Raw genomic sequence first — 14133 nt, 5'->3', positions numbered from 1 at the left:
AGGTGCGAGTTGGCACTGTCAGCTGATGGCGCGGGCATTGACCGCTCACCGCATGTTCGACTGGCTCGACGACGCGCTCGTCGTCCGGTGACAGGTCGCACCGACCCGCCGGCGCCACGGATCACTTGTCGGCCAACAGATTCCGGAGCACGTACGGCAGGATGCCGTCGTTGCGGTAGTAATGTTCCTCGGCCGGTGTGTCGATTCGTACGGTTGCCCCGAATGTTCGTGAGTTCCCGTCCTTTTCGACGGTCACGGTGACCTCGTCGGGCAGGCTCGCATCACCGGCTTCGAGACCGGAGATGGCGTAGCTCTCGTCGCCGGCAAGGCCGAGTGACTCGGCGGTGTCACCTTCGGTGAACTGCAGGGGCAGCACACCCATGCCGATGAGGTTGGACCGGTGGATGCGCTCGAACGATTCGGCGATGACGGCCCGCGCCCCGAGGAGTCTGGTGCCCTTGGCCGCCCAGTCCCGTGAAGAGCCGGAACCATAGTCCTTGCCGGCGATGACGATCAGCGGGACGTCCTCGTCGTGGTAGGCCACGGCGGCATCGTAGATGCTGGTCTGGCCGCCGTCGGGCCAGTGTTTGGTGACACCGCCCTCGACCCCCGGCACCAACTCGTTACGGAGCCGAATATTGGCGAAGGTGCCGCGGATCATCACCTCGTGATTGCCGCGCCGCGAACCATAAGAGTTGAAATCCGCTGCGTCGACACCCTTGTCGGCGAGATAGCGACCGGCCGGGCTGTCGCGTTTGATGGCGCCGGCCGGCGAAATGTGGTCGGTGGTGACCGAATCGCCCAGCTTGACCAACACGCGGGCGCCGCTGATGTCCCGAATCGGTGCGGGCTCACGGTCCATGCCCTCGAAGTACGGTGGCTGCCGGATGTAGGTGGAGGTGGAATCCCAGTCGTACACCACTCCGTCGGGCACATCCATGCCGCGCCAATTGTCGTCGCCGGCATACACATTCGAATAGTTCTCGGTGAACATCTGCGCCTCGACGTTCGCGTCGACGGCCTGCTTGATCTCCTCGTCGGAGGGCCAGATGTCACGCAGGTAGATGTCCTTGCCGTCATCGCTTTTGCCGAGTGGTTCGGTCAGCAGGTCGGTGTGGAGACTGCCGGCCAGTGCATAGGCGATCACCAGTGGGGGAGAGGCGAGAAAGTTCATCTGCACCTCGGGATGAATGCGGCCCTCGAAGTTGCGATTTCCCGACAGGACCGCCGACACGTTGAGGTCGTTGTCGTTGACCGCGGCGCTCACCTCCGGGATGAGTGGACCGGAGTTGCCGATGCAGGTGGTGCATCCGTATCCGACGAGGTTGAAGCCGAGCTTGTCGAGGTAGGGCGTCAGCCCGGATCGATCGAAGTAGTCGGTGACCACACGGGAGCCGGGAGCCAGGGTGGTCTTGACCCAGGGACGGGTGTGCAAACCGAGTTCGACCGCTTTCTTCGCCAGCAGACCCGCGCCGAGCATGACCGACGGATTCGAGGTGTTGGTGCATGAGGTGATCGCGGCGATGACGACATCGCCGTGGTCGACGATGGCCTCGCGGCCGCCGATGACGACGTTCGCCGGGTCACTGGGCCAGCCGAGCTTGGCGTTGGCGGTGAGTTGTTCGGCGGATACCTGGCGCGGTGGCGAGTCGTCGCCGGAGTTGGATCCGGGCGCGATCGGATCGCTGGCCGGGAACGACTCCGCGGACGCGCTGTCGACGCCACCGGCCTTCGAGGTGGGCTTCTCATGATCACCGGCGAGAATGCCGAGAACGGTGCTGGGCGCATCACCGAGCGCGATCCGGTCCTGGGGCCGGCGTGGACCGGCGATCGACGGTTGCACCGTCGAAAGATCGAGGTCGACCACCCGGCTGAAGTCGGGGGTCTGATCGGGGTCGTGCCACAACCCCTGTTCGCGTGCGTAGGCCTCCACCAGCTCAATGTGCTCGGGGTTGCGGCCGGTCAGCCGTAAGTAGTCGAGGGTTACCTCATCGATGGGGAACATTGTTGCGGTAGAACCATATTCGGGACTCATGTTGCCGATGGTCGCCCGGGTGGCGAGTGGAACGTTGGCGACTCCGGGCCCGAAGAACTCGACGAATTTTCCGACCACGCCGATGCCGCGCAACAGGGCCGCCACGGTGAGGACGAGATCGGTTGCGGTGGTGCCTTCGCCGAGGCTGCCGCTGAGCCGGACACCGATGACCTGAGGGATGAGCATACTCATCGGCTGACCCAACATGGCGGCCTCCGCTTCGATTCCGCCGACGCCCCATCCGAGCACACCGAGGCCGTTGACCATCGGAGTGTGCGAGTCAGTGCCGACGAGGGTGTCCGGGTAGGCCTGCGTCGTACCGTTTCGCTCGCGCGTGAAGACCACGCGCGCAAGGTATTCCAGATTCACCTGATGGCAGATGCCGGTATCGGGTGGTACCACGAGGAAGTCGTCGAAGGATTGCTGTCCCCAGCGCAACAACTGGTAGCGCTCCTTGTTGCGGTCGAATTCGAGTTGCGAATTGATCTGGATGGCGTCCGGCCGACCGAAGACGTCGGCGATGACCGAATGGTCGATGACCAGTTCGGCGGGGATCTGCGGGTTGATCTTGGCCGCATCGCCGCCGAGCGCGGTCATCGCGTCACGCATGGCGACCAGGTCGACGACGCAGGGCACCCCGGTGAAGTCCTGCATGAGGACCCTGGCGGGGGTGTACTGGATCTCCGGGTTCGCCGTGGCGGCCGGATCCCAGTCCCGTAAGGCCTCGATCTGTGCGGCGGTGACCAGGTGCCCGTCCTCGTTGCGGAGAAGGTCCTCCAGAAGAACCTTGAGGCTGTAGGGAAGTCGCGCCGAACCCGCGATCCGGTCGAGCCGGAAGATCTCGTATGTCTTGTCGTTGACGCCGAGCTGATCCCGGCTGTTGAAACTGTTGGACGACATGGTCAATCCACCTTCCGCGTGGGGTACGCGGTCTCCAAGGGGCTGCAAGGCTGCGGGCTGCGGAGGCCGCTCGGTCGGTCCGGAACACCTCCTATCCTACGTGAGCCGGGTCATAGCCTGGCGCTGACGGCGTGGCCCGCCGGACGGTGTCTCAGACCTGCCGAGCCCATACGCGATGTGACTCGAGCAGCGGCGTCATCGCCTCGAGCAGGTCGGTCGCCTGCTGTGAGGTCACGACGCCTGGCGCGTCGGCAGCGATGCCCGCATTCGGCAGCAGGGCGGCGCCCCGGGGCAGGACACCGATTGCCTTGCAGTGCCGGTATGTCTCGGCCAGCAGCGTCTGTACGGTCTGATCGGTCGGTGCGGAGGCAAGGATGATGGCGTCGTATTCGATCGACCGCATGGTGGCGAACGTTCGGGATATCGGCACCACCGCCTTGCCCGAGCCCAACTGCCCGCCGTGTGGCGCGATGACCAGTGGCACCATGCCGGCGCCATCGATCTTTGTCACCAGTTCACTCACCTCGGCCAGGTCGTCGGCGTCGTCGGCCAGGATGCCGATCTGGCGACCGTCTACCGGCCATTGCGCACCGACCTGCGCGAGCGCCGGACTCGGTGTCTGGTCTTCGTCGATTTCGACGGTCCGCTCCGGGGCGGCCAGGCCGAGACCTTCGGCCACCTTCGCACACAGATCCGAGTCGATGTTGGCGAGCACTTGCAAGGTGCGTTCCTTGATGGCCTGCTCGTAGCACTTGCCCAACTCGAAGGTGTACGCGTCGGCGACATGGCTGCGCTCGACAGGGGAGAGGCTGAGGTAGAACAACCGGGCCTGCGAGAAATGGTCGTCAAAGGTGGCCGCGGCATTGCGGGTCTTGGCTGATGCCGGCAGTTCGGTGGGCACCTCGATATAGGCTCCCGTCTCGGCCGCCGCCATGAACGGACAACCGCCGTCGAGTGAATTCGGTTGGTACGGAGAAACTCCCGTGTGTACGCCGCTCTGGTGCATGCCGTCACGGAACATGTCGTTGAGCGCGGCATGGGGCCGGTTGATCGGCACCTGCGCGAAGTTCGGGCCGCCCAGTCGACTGATCTGGGTGTCGAGGTAGGAGAAGAGTCGAGCCTGCAGCAGCGGATCGTCGGTGACGTCGATGCCGGGCACCAGATGCCCGGGATGGAAGGCGACTTGTTCGGTCTCGGCGAAGTAGTTGGTCGGGTTCGCGTTGAGGGTCATCAGCCCGATCGGCTGAACTGGCGCAAGCTCTTCTGGCACGATCTTGGTGGGGTCGAGGAGGTCGATGCCCTCGAACATCTGCTCAGGGCTATCGGGCAACACCTGGACGCCGAGCTCCCACTCTGGGTATGCGCCGGCCTCGATCGCGTCGGCCAGATCGCGCCGGAGAAAGTCCGGGTCGAATCCGTTGGCCAACTGGGCTTCTTCCCACAACAGCGAATGCACACCCAGGCGCGGCTTCCAGTGGAACTTCACCAGGCTGGTGTCGCCGTCGGCGCCGACCAGCCGGAAAGTGTGGATTCCGAAACCTTCCATCATTCGGTACGACCGCGGAATTCCGCGATCGGAGATGTGCCAGATGGTGTGCGCGGTCGCCTCGGCGTGCAGCGAGACGAAGTCCCAGAAGGTGTCGTGGGCACTTTGCGCCTGCGGGATCTCCCGGTCGGGACGCGGTTTGACGGCGTGGATGAGGTCGGGGAATTTGATGCCGTCCTGGATGAAGAAGACCGGAATGTTGTTCCCGACGAGATCGAAGGTGCCTTCGGAGGTGTAGAACTTGGTCGCGAACCCGCGGGTGTCGCGGACCGTCTCCGCTGAACCACGGGAGCCGACAACCTGTGAGAACCGGACAAACACCGCTGTCTCGACGTCCGTGCCCAGGAACGCCGACTTGCAGATCTTGTCGGCGGTGCCGTAGCCGCGGAAGATGCCATGGGCTCCGGCGCCGCGCGCATGCACCACGCGCTCTGGGATCCGTTCGTGATCGAAGTGGGTGATCTTCTCCCGCAGATGGTGATCTTGGAGCAGCGTTGGACCCCGCTCGCCTGCCTTGAGTGAGTGGTCGGTGTCGTACAGCCGCGCTCCTTGCGCGGTGGTGAGGTACGCGCCGTGTTGCGCGCGCACTCCTTCCGGTCCATCCACTTCTTGTCCGGTGGCGCTGCGAAGTTCGGGTGCCGCCTGATCGTCGTTGGGCGGCAATGGTCCGGTTGGTTCGGTCGGTTCGGCGACGGTCGGGGTTCCGGAGCCGGGCGTTCCCGGGATCGTGGGATTCTTCTTATGGGACACGAGGCCTCCTCTATGCGCTTCTGCTGGACCGGCGCACCGCGGTGCGTTTCCGCGGGCATCGCGTGCAGAGTGCCCAAATACGGGATCCCTAATCGGTGTCTCGAGAATCGAGTCGGCCAATGCCCGTGCCGACGGGGGAGGGCGCCAGAGAGCGCAGCGATCCCGGTCCGGCAAAACCGGCAACTCCCACGAACCGACTCTGCGATTCTGACAGACATGGCTGCTACGAACGGGAGACGAACCAGGCCGATCCGGTGGTGCTGGGGCATCGCCGCCCTGGCCGTGTTCTTGCTACTACCGACCCTCGGTGCCGGGGTCGGTTCGGCCATCCCGTCTGCGTCGGCGAGTGTGGTGGCTCCGCTGCCGGGCGACTTCATGTTCGGTGTGTCGTCGTCGGGCTTCCAGAGTGAGGGCTACTCACCGGACAGCAATTGGCGCCGCTACTCCGCCGATCCCGCGAACACCAAGGACCGCGTCGGCAACAGCGTCGACTTCTTCCACCGCTACCGCGAGGACATCGATCGTGCCCGCGATCTCGGCACCAACGTCTACCGCATCGGCATCGAATGGGCGCGCGTCGAGCCGCGGCCGGGGTTCTTCGATCCGCAGGCACTTGCCTTCTACGACAACGTCATCGCGGCCATCCGCGCGGCGGGGATGCGGCCGATGCTGACGCTCGACCATTGGGTCTACCCCGGCTGGCTGGTCGACCGTGGCGGGTGGCGCAACGCAGATACGACGAATCTGTGGTTGACGTACGCACGCCACATCGTCGACCGGTATGCGCCCGCCGACCCGATGTGGATCACGTTCAACGAGCCACTCATGTACGGCTACAACGAGGTCAGTACGGGCGGGCTGTCGCCGGCCGACCTCCCGATGTTCTACGACAAGCTGGTGACCGCCCACCGCACGATCTATGACTACATCCACGCGCGTCAACCGCGGGCGATGGTCACCTCCAACTCGGCCTACATCCCGGCGGCCGAACCGGTCATCGACACCACATTCCATGATCGGGTGGCCGACAAGGTCGACTTCATGGGGTTGGACTACTACTACACGGTCGCGCCCACCGAGACGTCGGCGTGGAACGCATTGACCGGCGACATGTGGAAGGCGCCCATCAACGCCGACGGTCTCTACTACTCGTTGCGCTTCTACGCCCGGCACTATCCGGGCAAGCCGCTCTACGTCGTCGAATCGGGTATGCCCACCGAGAACGGCAAGCCGCGTCCGGATGGTTACCGGCGCGGCGATCACCTGCGCGACCTGGTCTATTGGTTGCAGCGAGCCCACCAGGATGGTATCCCGGTGATCGGCTACAACTACTGGAGCCTCACCGACAACTACGAATGGGGCAGCTACACACCACGATTCGGGCTGTACACGGTGGATGTCAAGACCGATCCGGCACTGACCCGCCGACTGACCGATGCCGTGGCGGCCTACCACGACCTGATCGCCGGGCATGGGAATGCCGCGAATTACCGGCCGACGCGTCCGCCGACAACCTGTTCGCTGATCGACGTGCCGTCCAGTTGCATCGAACCGGTTCGGTGACACGAGAGCCCGTAGCCGGTTGCCGGCGGTCACGATGATCATCCCTCGGAGTGTGGTAGCGGCCGTCCGACGTTGATGCGATTGCCGTCCGGATGACGAACACGAGTCCGCGCAGACCGTAGTCGAGCGTCCGGCCGCCGAACTATTGTGGGAGAGCCAGTGCTCCGACCGACGAATTCTCGTTGCGGTATGGGTCTGTATCTCGACGACCGACTCGGGAAGGCTGACACAATGCGGAAACTGATCTATGGAATGAACGTGAGTCTGGATGGCTACACCGCCGCACCGGGTGATGATCTCGGCTGGAGCGCGCCGAGCGATGAACTGTTCCAGTGGTGGTCCGACCGGGTGGCCGCGACGGACATCACGCTCTACGGGCGCAGGCTGTGGGAGGCGATGAGTTCACACTGGCCTACCGCCGATCAACAGCCGGACGTCACGCCGGCGGAGATTGAATTCGCCCGTCGCTGGCGCGACATGCCAAAGGTCGTGTTCTCCTCGACCATCCGCGAGGTCGACTGGAACGCCCGACTGGTCACCGGCGATGCCGTGGACGAGATCAGCAGGCTCAAGGCCGGGGATGGCAGTCCCATGGACATCGGCGGCGCCACCCTCGCCGCTGCGGCCATGCGGGCCGGGCTGATCGACGAATACGTGATCGCCACCCACCCGGTCCTGGTGGGCGGTGGGACGCCGTTCTTCACGGCCTTGGACAACTGGGTGAACCTGAACCTGTTGGAGGCCAGAACGTTTCCCGATGGCGTGCTCCTGACCAGATATGAGACCAGGCGCTGACGATGCGAGGCTGCTGATCGACAGGTCCGGAAAAGTTTCGCCGAAGGCGGCCGGAAGGGGGATATGCGGTTCAACGCCCATGTGTATCACCGGTGATACACTCTGATATGACCGAAGTCGTGAGTGTCAGGGAGTTGCGCAACAACGGCGGCGAGGTGTTGCGAAGAGTCGAGCGCGGCGAGCGGGTGGTGGTTACGCGTGATGGCGAGCCGGTGGCCGAACTCGGTCCGCTGCCGCGGAAGGGTGTGAGCGCAGCTGAGCTGATTCGCCGGAGGGCTCACCTACCCCAGGTCGATCCGGACGCCCTGCGGTCGGACATCGACAGCGTGTTGGATTCGACCTCATGAACGAACCGGTCCACACAACGCGGGGGATGTTGGACACCTCAACCGTGATTCTGCTTGGGAGACTGGGCAATCCGGGCGAGCTACCCGATGAGTCGGTGATCAGTGCAATCACCCTTGCGGAGCTTTCGGTCGGCCCACATGTCGCGCGGACCGATCACGAGCGAAGCGTCCGGCAACAGCACCTGCAGCAGGCAGAGGCGGATTTCGAGGCGTTGGCATTCACTGCTGAGAGTGCGCGAGCTTTCGGTGGTGTCGTAGCCGCGTTGCGGTCGGCGGGCCGAAAACCAAAAGTGCGAGCATATGATGCATTGATCGCTGCCAGTGCAATCGCAAACGGCATTCCGTTGTTTACGTGCAACCCATGTGATTTCGTGGGGATACCTGATCTGGATATCCGTTCGGTGACCCATCCCGACGCTGCTGGGTCGTGACGGGTCGGGGACGACCGGGTGGAAGGGCCGAACAGGCTGGTCGGTTCCGATTCGCGTAGGGTCATCACGACTCGACTGGACCTACGGACGTAAGGAACACATGAGGCGGAGCGCTTCTCGTCGTACAGCATTCGTGGCCGGTCTGTTTGCGGTGATGCTCGTCGCCGCTGCCTGCGGTGACGACTCCACGAGCCACGACGCGACGCCGTCGCAAGCGTCGTCGGGCGTGACCACGACGTCGGAGTCGTCGGCAGCGCTCAGCGAAGGCGCGAGCTCGGGCACCTCCTCTGCGGCCTCGTCCGCGGCAGCTGTACCGACGACGGTCCAGGTCACGGGGGAGCGCGACGTCGTGGTGACCCTGAGTGGTCCGATCGCGGTCAAGTACGCATCGGCGACCCGAGCCCAGAAGGATGCTCTCGCCAAGCCGCTGAGCGGCGATCGCAACGCCGGGACCCGGGAGAGTGGCGTCGTGTTCCAGCAGTTCCAGGGTGGTGTGATCGTCGCGAAGAACGACGCTCCGGGGACTCCGGCCTACATCATCACCTCGGGCAAGATCCGGGACGCGTGGAACACCGAGCGCGCGCCCGACGGCACCCCGTCACTCACCGGCAAGAACGGCTCGGCCGGACCGCTGGGAGTTCCCACCAGCGACGTGACCGTTGACGGCGTCGTGCAAAAAGTGACCTTTGAGCACGGCACCGTGAACGAGAACACCCAAACCGGCGCGGTCACCGTGACGGTCAACGGCAAGGTCGTCCCGGCCGGGCTGCGGTAGACCAGCCGGATGTAGGCGACCACGCCAGACTCTGGGGACCAGATGTCAGCGTGCCTGTCTTACGATTTGTATTACAGTCATGCTATGGCTGACGCGATTACTTTTCGACCCGATGAGGACACCTCGCGGGCGCTGTCGATTCTGACCGAAGACGGTACCCCGGTGTCAGCCGCGGTGCGCGCTGCACTCATCGACGCCGCACGGCACAAGACTGCGAAGTCGCTCCGCGAAGAAGCGGAGGCGCTCGTTGGTGATCCGGTTGATCGCGCGGAAGCCGCACAGGTCCTTCGGGACATGGAGGCGCTACGTGCGAGGTGAGGTGTACCGACTTCGCGCCCCGAAAGATGCCCGTGGCCATGAACAGTCCGGCGCGCGCTACGCGGTGGTCGTGCAATCCGATCAGCTGCCGCTCTCGACCTGGCTGGTGGCGCCGACATCAACGTTGGCCCGGCCGGCAACGTTCCGGCCAGAAATCGAGATCGGGGGCCGGGTCACGCGGGTCCTCGCCGAACAGGTGGCCGCGGTTGATCCACAGCGGCTCGGTGAACGTGCAGGCCAGCTGACCCATGAAGAGATGCACCGCGTCGGCGCTGCGCTGCGTGTGGTGCTCGAGCTCAGGTAGGTGTCGACTTCGCTGCGTGGCAGAGCCGACGGCGATGGCGGCGGCGGGAGTGAATCCATCGTCGGAGCGCACATCCGAGCCGGGCATCGGTGTTACATGTAACGTCCAGGCATGGCGGTAAGGGACAGGGTCGGCGAGTACCGACGCCGAATGCGCGAGCGCGGACTACGGCCTCTACAGGTCTGGGTTCCTGACGTACGTACTCCCGAATTCGCCGCCCAAGCCCACAAGCAGTCGGTTCTCGTCGCTCAGACGGACGCCGATGGTGACGAGCAGGATTTCGTCGAGGCTGTCGCGGCACCGTGGGACGATGAGGAGTAATTCGGGGCGATCTGGACCGTTGTGGGTGGTGTGTACGCGTCGAAGCCCCGGCCGGCGGCCATCGTCGAGGACGACCTTTTCGATTCAACTCTGTCGGTGGTCGCCTCTGTCGGTGGTCGTCGCGCCGATGACGAGCTAGCTCATCGATGCGCCGCTGTTGAGGATTCGTATCCCGGGTGACGGCGACGGGCTTTCTGGCCTCGAGCGCGGCACTGACGTGATGGTCGACAAACTGACCGCTGTGCGTCGCTCGAACGTCTTGAGGCGTGTTGGCCGGCTGACGTCCGAATAGCTCGTTGAAGTCGAACGTTCGTTGATGGCGTCCTTGGGACTTGCCCGTTGAACCGGCACTCGGCAGCGAGTCGGCGAGGAGGTAGCAAGTCGCTGTCGTTTACGGGTAACCCCTGCATAATCGATCGCAACCAGCATGCATGCATGGTGCTAGCAATGCAGCTATTATAGCTGCATGAGCGTTGTGATCACAGTGCGCGATGTTCCGGACGCGGTGCGCGATGAGCTGGCCGGGCGGGCTGCGCGGGCCGGCAAGTCGTTGCAGGAGTACTTGCGCGGCATGCTGATGGAGTCTGCGTCACGCCCACAGGTGGACGACGTCATCGCGCGGGCACGGGCGCGGGTTGGCGCAACTGGAGTACGCGTCGATGCCACCGCGATACTCGACGCGCGAGATGCCGAGCGACGGTGACCAACGCTACTGTGTGCGACTCCTCAGCGCTCGTGGCGCTGTTGCTCGACGACGGTCCGGACGGCCGCTGGGCGGTCGGGCAATTGTCCGGAACTCGCTTGCTCGCACCGCAACTGGTGATGTTCGAAGCGGGAAACATCATTCGCAGACAAGCGCTCGCCGGAGTCGTCAGTGTCGACCAGGCGGTGCAGGCCCACGGCGATCTGCTCGACCTGTCAATAGAGCAGTGGCCGTACGAACTGCTCGGTTCGCGGGTGTGGGAATTGCGCAGCAATTTGTCCGGACACGATGCGAGCTATGTCGCGGTCGCTGAACTGGCGGATGCTCCACTCGTCACGCTTGACCGACGTATTGATAGGGCGCCAGGTCTGCGGTGTCAGGTGAGGGTTCCATGACATTCGTTGTGCAGCTGCCTGCAGTGGTTTACTTTACATAATGTATGTTATCGGCTCGCACCTATGACGAGTGCAGTCAACCAGAGAAGCTGGACGCTTCGTGAGATTCCTCGGTGCGGCGCTCGGCAATGCTGTCGATCTCGTCAAAGAAGATGATCGCGCTGTCCTTCTTGGCCGCGGCGCGAAAGATCCGTCGGATCGCTTGCTCGCTGTCGCCGACCCACTTGCTCACGATGGAGGGCCCGCTGATCAGGTAGAAGGAAGCGCCGGACTCTTGGGCGACGACCATCATGCGTCCCACCGCCCGATCCTCATCCCTCGACTGATACGCGTCCTCGCACGCCTGACATAACGCCCATTGGCCTCCGAGGATGTGGCTTTTCCCGTAGTTGCGGAACCTGACTTTGTCCGGTTGGCAATCGCACAATATAAACGTCACTGTGACGTAATGGTGTCTATTCAGCCCTATTCTCGGTCGGCATACTGAACGATTGATCATCGACCTACTTTTGACGGCGGCGGTAAATCACTCTTCTTCTTCGGATTCTGTCGGAAGGCTGACTTCGACGATGCGCTCGCCAAGGCGGGCGGTGATCGCGATATCGGTGGCCCCAGCGGCCGCCAGGTAGTTGGCCAGTGTCGACAGGAGCAGATCGTCGCGAGCCTCGAGCCCGGAGACGGCGGCTTGCTTGATACCCATCCGTTGTGCGAGTTCGGTCTGTGTTAGCTGCGCGGCGCGTCGGATCGCGGAAAGTCCCATTGCGTGAGCGCGATCGGCCTGGGCCATGTCTGCGCGGATGACCCCGACCCGCTGTGCTGTGTCAGGCTCGGCGAGCATCTTCTCCAGCCGCTTGTTGCCACGCACGAATGCCGACGGCTTCTTCTCACTCATTGTCACCTCGTTCACTCTCTGTCTGCTTCTTCCATGCCTCGATCGCGGCGTCTGCGCGTGGACCGACGCTGTCGTAGAACACGTCACCCATCCGCGCCTTGTCTCCTGCGAAGAGCGCCACAACGGCATGGTCGTCGTCGGGAAACCAGACGATGAGCCGGACCGCTATGCCTTCGCGAAATGGATGCGCGACACGCCACACCGAGTGTCGCCGTGACTGACGTACGCGTTTGAGGGTTGCCGACTCCGTGGTGGGCGCCGACTTTAATTCAAAAAGGACGTGCAGTTCGGCAAGTAGTAGGTCGAGCCGAAGCTGATCGGCTGAGTTGCCGGCGGCTGATGAGCACTCCAATCGGGTCAGGTAGGTGTCGAACTCCCGCGACCAATCGATCAGCACCTCATCAATATTACTTGCAAGCGATATCGTTTGCAAGTAATGAATTGGTGGACTGTCGCACAGTTCGGTCTCGACGATCAGTCGCACGGCTGATCTAGCGACTCGCCGGCTGACGGTCGACCAGAACAGCTCGAACAGGTGGGCGTGATCCCCGCGGACGGATGACGTACATTCGTTTCAGGTGCACTGGGACCCGCGGCCGGCGTGCTGCGGATCGTCGAACTCTCGGTGAATGTGTTGACCACGCTCCCATCCCGTCCATCGCTTGTCGTCCGACTCGCGCCCTTCGAGTACGGATGTTGCCGCACACCTCCCGCAATTGGCGCGAGTATCTCCGGTGCCCTCTTTGCGCACCCCACATCCTTCGAGGAGTCGGCAGTGCGAGTGACGGGTCGCGATCGTGACCGCGACCTCGTGGCCTTTGACGGCGGTGTCGCTCGGTGGGGCCCGACCTACGGCGACCCCCGAACGCAACCCGTCGGGATCGGGTTGTCGTGGCATCACGGCGACGTGCCGGGTGTCGACGTCACAGCGACCGTCTCGAACGTCCGACAGATATACCTCGGAACGACCGAAGATCCGACGACAGGCGAAACTCTTCGCCCGGTCGAGCAGGTGGAGAGATTCCCCGCACCGTTGTGCATCCCTGCAGGGGCTCTCGAACCCGGCGGTGTTGTCGTCACTCTCGCCGACCCCGTGCTCATCGAACCGACGTCCCGACAAGTCGCCGACTTCCGCAGTCGGCGAGAGCTTGCGCGACGAACCATCTTTGTCACCTTTCCTGCGACGTACTTCGGGCGCACGGTCCCCCGCGTCGGTGATCGGATCAGCATCGATCTCGACAACCCGACCGCCGAGATCAGCGCCTCACCGTCCGGGGTCGACGGGATCGCCGCCGGCGTCACCTCGCAGGTGAGCGAGGCAATTCCGTACGACATCGGTCCTGCGGGCATCGTCACGTACCGAACCGTCCAAGCCGGCATCCCCACCCTCGGAATCTCGCACGACCTATTCGTGGCCCTCATCCTCGACGAGCCGTCATGACGCAGCTCTGGCTCCTCGAAGACCTCGAACCGTTCCCGGACCGACCCGAACCGGGTGATGCGTTCGCGCCCACCACCTTCTGGGCCGATGCGTCTGCGGGCGTCCTCGACGGTCAACCGGTCCCCGCCGACGTGTGTTCACATGTTCGGGCCGTTGTGCGCCCTGGCGACACCGTCGGTGACCACATCGAGTGGGTTGCCGACCTCGGCGACGGGTTCACCACGCTTCTGCGCGGTGAACACACTCCCGGGGAAGTCATTCTGCACGGATGTCTCGTATGGGACCGCTACCTCTGGATCGACCATCGCACCCAACCTCCCGGGCGCGTTCGTGTCATCGCGCGCGACGGTCACATCATTCAGCACCGCAAACTCACTCCTGCGCGACACCCTGGCTGGTTCAGCGTTCACTACGACGGACCGGCGCTCTACGCACCCGCCGGGAACATACCCGCGGAGCACGACATCCGATACAACGTTCTCGTGGTCGCCACGACCGTCGATTAGCCGACGAGTATTCCTTACACCGCGAATCATTCGGCTAGTACTACAGCCGTAGTTTGCGGTCATTGTGGTGATGACCTGCGTTTTTGGTGGCATTGGCGGGCTCGTTGTTGA

At 63.7% G+C, this 14133-nt stretch carries 17 protein-coding genes; 12 read left to right on the top strand and 5 right to left on the bottom strand.

The features are described from left to right. Window positions 1-121: 121 nt before the first annotated feature. Window positions 122-2935 (bottom strand): aconitate hydratase, encoded by a 2814-nt coding sequence (locus ACPXB3_RS20800; protein ID WP_425702511.1) that lies wholly within the window; start codon window positions 2933-2935, stop codon window positions 122-124. A gap of 151 nt (window positions 2936-3086) precedes the next feature. Next, window positions 3087-5231 (bottom strand): catalase, encoded by a 2145-nt coding sequence (locus ACPXB3_RS20795; protein WP_425729385.1) that lies wholly within the window; start codon window positions 5229-5231, stop codon window positions 3087-3089. A 216-nt stretch (window positions 5232-5447) separates the two neighbouring features. Here ACPXB3_RS20795 and ACPXB3_RS20790 point away from each other — a divergent pair, with 216 nt between their 5' ends. The 10 genes from ACPXB3_RS20790 to ACPXB3_RS20745 all read left to right on the top strand — a co-directional run bounded on the left by ACPXB3_RS20790 (window position 5448) and on the right by ACPXB3_RS20745 (window position 11183). After that, the gene (locus ACPXB3_RS20790) at window positions 5448-6794 is read left to right on the top strand and encodes a family 1 glycosylhydrolase (protein ID WP_425702515.1); all 1347 of its coding nucleotides are present in this window, start codon (window positions 5448-5450) and stop codon (window positions 6792-6794) included. Between the two features lie 231 nt (window positions 6795-7025). After that, the gene (locus ACPXB3_RS20785) at window positions 7026-7589 is read left to right on the top strand and encodes a dihydrofolate reductase family protein (protein ID WP_425702517.1); all 564 of its coding nucleotides are present in this window, start codon (window positions 7026-7028) and stop codon (window positions 7587-7589) included. Window positions 7590-7696: 107 nt separating this feature from the next. After that, window positions 7697-7936, top strand: a complete 240-nt coding sequence (locus tag ACPXB3_RS20780; protein ID WP_425702518.1) for a type II toxin-antitoxin system Phd/YefM family antitoxin — start codon at window positions 7697-7699, stop codon at window positions 7934-7936. After that, window positions 7933-8367 (top strand): type II toxin-antitoxin system VapC family toxin, encoded by a 435-nt coding sequence (locus tag ACPXB3_RS20775; RefSeq protein ID WP_425702520.1) that lies wholly within the window; start codon window positions 7933-7935, stop codon window positions 8365-8367. The genes ACPXB3_RS20780 and ACPXB3_RS20775 overlap by 4 nt, the downstream gene beginning before the upstream one ends. A 100-nt stretch (window positions 8368-8467) precedes the next feature. Beyond that, window positions 8468-9142, top strand: coding sequence for an LGFP repeat-containing protein (locus ACPXB3_RS20770; RefSeq protein ID WP_425702521.1), 675 nt, complete (start codon window positions 8468-8470; stop codon window positions 9140-9142). Between the two features lie 84 nt (window positions 9143-9226). After that, window positions 9227-9460, top strand: coding sequence for a hypothetical protein (locus ACPXB3_RS20765; RefSeq protein WP_425702522.1), 234 nt, complete (start codon window positions 9227-9229; stop codon window positions 9458-9460). Further along, a complete protein-coding gene (locus tag ACPXB3_RS20760; protein ID WP_425702523.1) occupies window positions 9450-9764 on the top strand; it encodes a type II toxin-antitoxin system PemK/MazF family toxin in 315 nt (104 codons plus the stop codon). Before ACPXB3_RS20765 ends, ACPXB3_RS20760 begins: the two co-directional genes overlap by 11 nt. A gap of 111 nt (window positions 9765-9875) precedes the next feature. Beyond that, a complete protein-coding gene (locus tag ACPXB3_RS20755) occupies window positions 9876-10085 on the top strand; it encodes an antitoxin MazE-like protein (RefSeq protein WP_425702524.1) in 210 nt (69 codons plus the stop codon). 466 nt (window positions 10086-10551) lie between these two features. Beyond that, window positions 10552-10788, top strand: coding sequence for a FitA-like ribbon-helix-helix domain-containing protein (locus ACPXB3_RS20750; RefSeq protein ID WP_425702525.1), 237 nt, complete (start codon window positions 10552-10554; stop codon window positions 10786-10788). Further along, window positions 10785-11183 carry a type II toxin-antitoxin system VapC family toxin gene (locus ACPXB3_RS20745; protein WP_425729383.1) on the top strand — a complete coding sequence of 133 codons (399 nt, stop codon included), beginning with the start codon at window positions 10785-10787 and terminating at the stop codon, window positions 11181-11183. Before ACPXB3_RS20750 ends, ACPXB3_RS20745 begins: the two co-directional genes overlap by 4 nt. Before the next feature lie 76 nt (window positions 11184-11259). On the opposite strand, the gene ACPXB3_RS20740 is transcribed toward ACPXB3_RS20745, so the two are convergent. The 3 genes from ACPXB3_RS20740 to ACPXB3_RS20730 all read right to left on the bottom strand — a co-directional run bounded on the left by ACPXB3_RS20740 (window position 11260) and on the right by ACPXB3_RS20730 (window position 12559). Further along, the gene (locus ACPXB3_RS20740; protein WP_425702921.1) at window positions 11260-11475 is read right to left on the bottom strand and encodes an AAA family ATPase; all 216 of its coding nucleotides are present in this window, start codon (window positions 11473-11475) and stop codon (window positions 11260-11262) included. Window positions 11476-11709: 234 nt separating this feature from the next. Beyond that, window positions 11710-12075 (bottom strand): helix-turn-helix domain-containing protein, encoded by a 366-nt coding sequence (locus tag ACPXB3_RS20735; protein WP_425702527.1) that lies wholly within the window; start codon window positions 12073-12075, stop codon window positions 11710-11712. Further along, window positions 12068-12559, bottom strand: a complete 492-nt coding sequence (locus tag ACPXB3_RS20730; protein WP_425702528.1) for a hypothetical protein — start codon at window positions 12557-12559, stop codon at window positions 12068-12070. The genes ACPXB3_RS20735 and ACPXB3_RS20730 overlap by 8 nt, the downstream gene beginning before the upstream one ends. 291 nt (window positions 12560-12850) lie before the next feature. On the opposite strand from ACPXB3_RS20730, the gene ACPXB3_RS20725 reads away from it, so the two are divergent. Then, window positions 12851-13516 carry a hypothetical protein gene (locus ACPXB3_RS20725; RefSeq protein WP_425702529.1) on the top strand — a complete coding sequence of 222 codons (666 nt, stop codon included), beginning with the start codon at window positions 12851-12853 and terminating at the stop codon, window positions 13514-13516. Then, window positions 13513-14022, top strand: coding sequence for a hypothetical protein (locus ACPXB3_RS20720; RefSeq protein ID WP_425702531.1), 510 nt, complete (start codon window positions 13513-13515; stop codon window positions 14020-14022). Before ACPXB3_RS20725 ends, ACPXB3_RS20720 begins: the two co-directional genes overlap by 4 nt. Window positions 14023-14133 lie beyond the last annotated feature (111 nt).

The sequence above is a fragment of the Gordonia sp. DT219 genome (assembly GCF_049847065.1).
GTDB lineage: Bacteria > Actinomycetota > Actinomycetes > Mycobacteriales > Mycobacteriaceae > Gordonia.
This window is presented reverse-complemented; position numbering and strand designations above follow the sequence as displayed.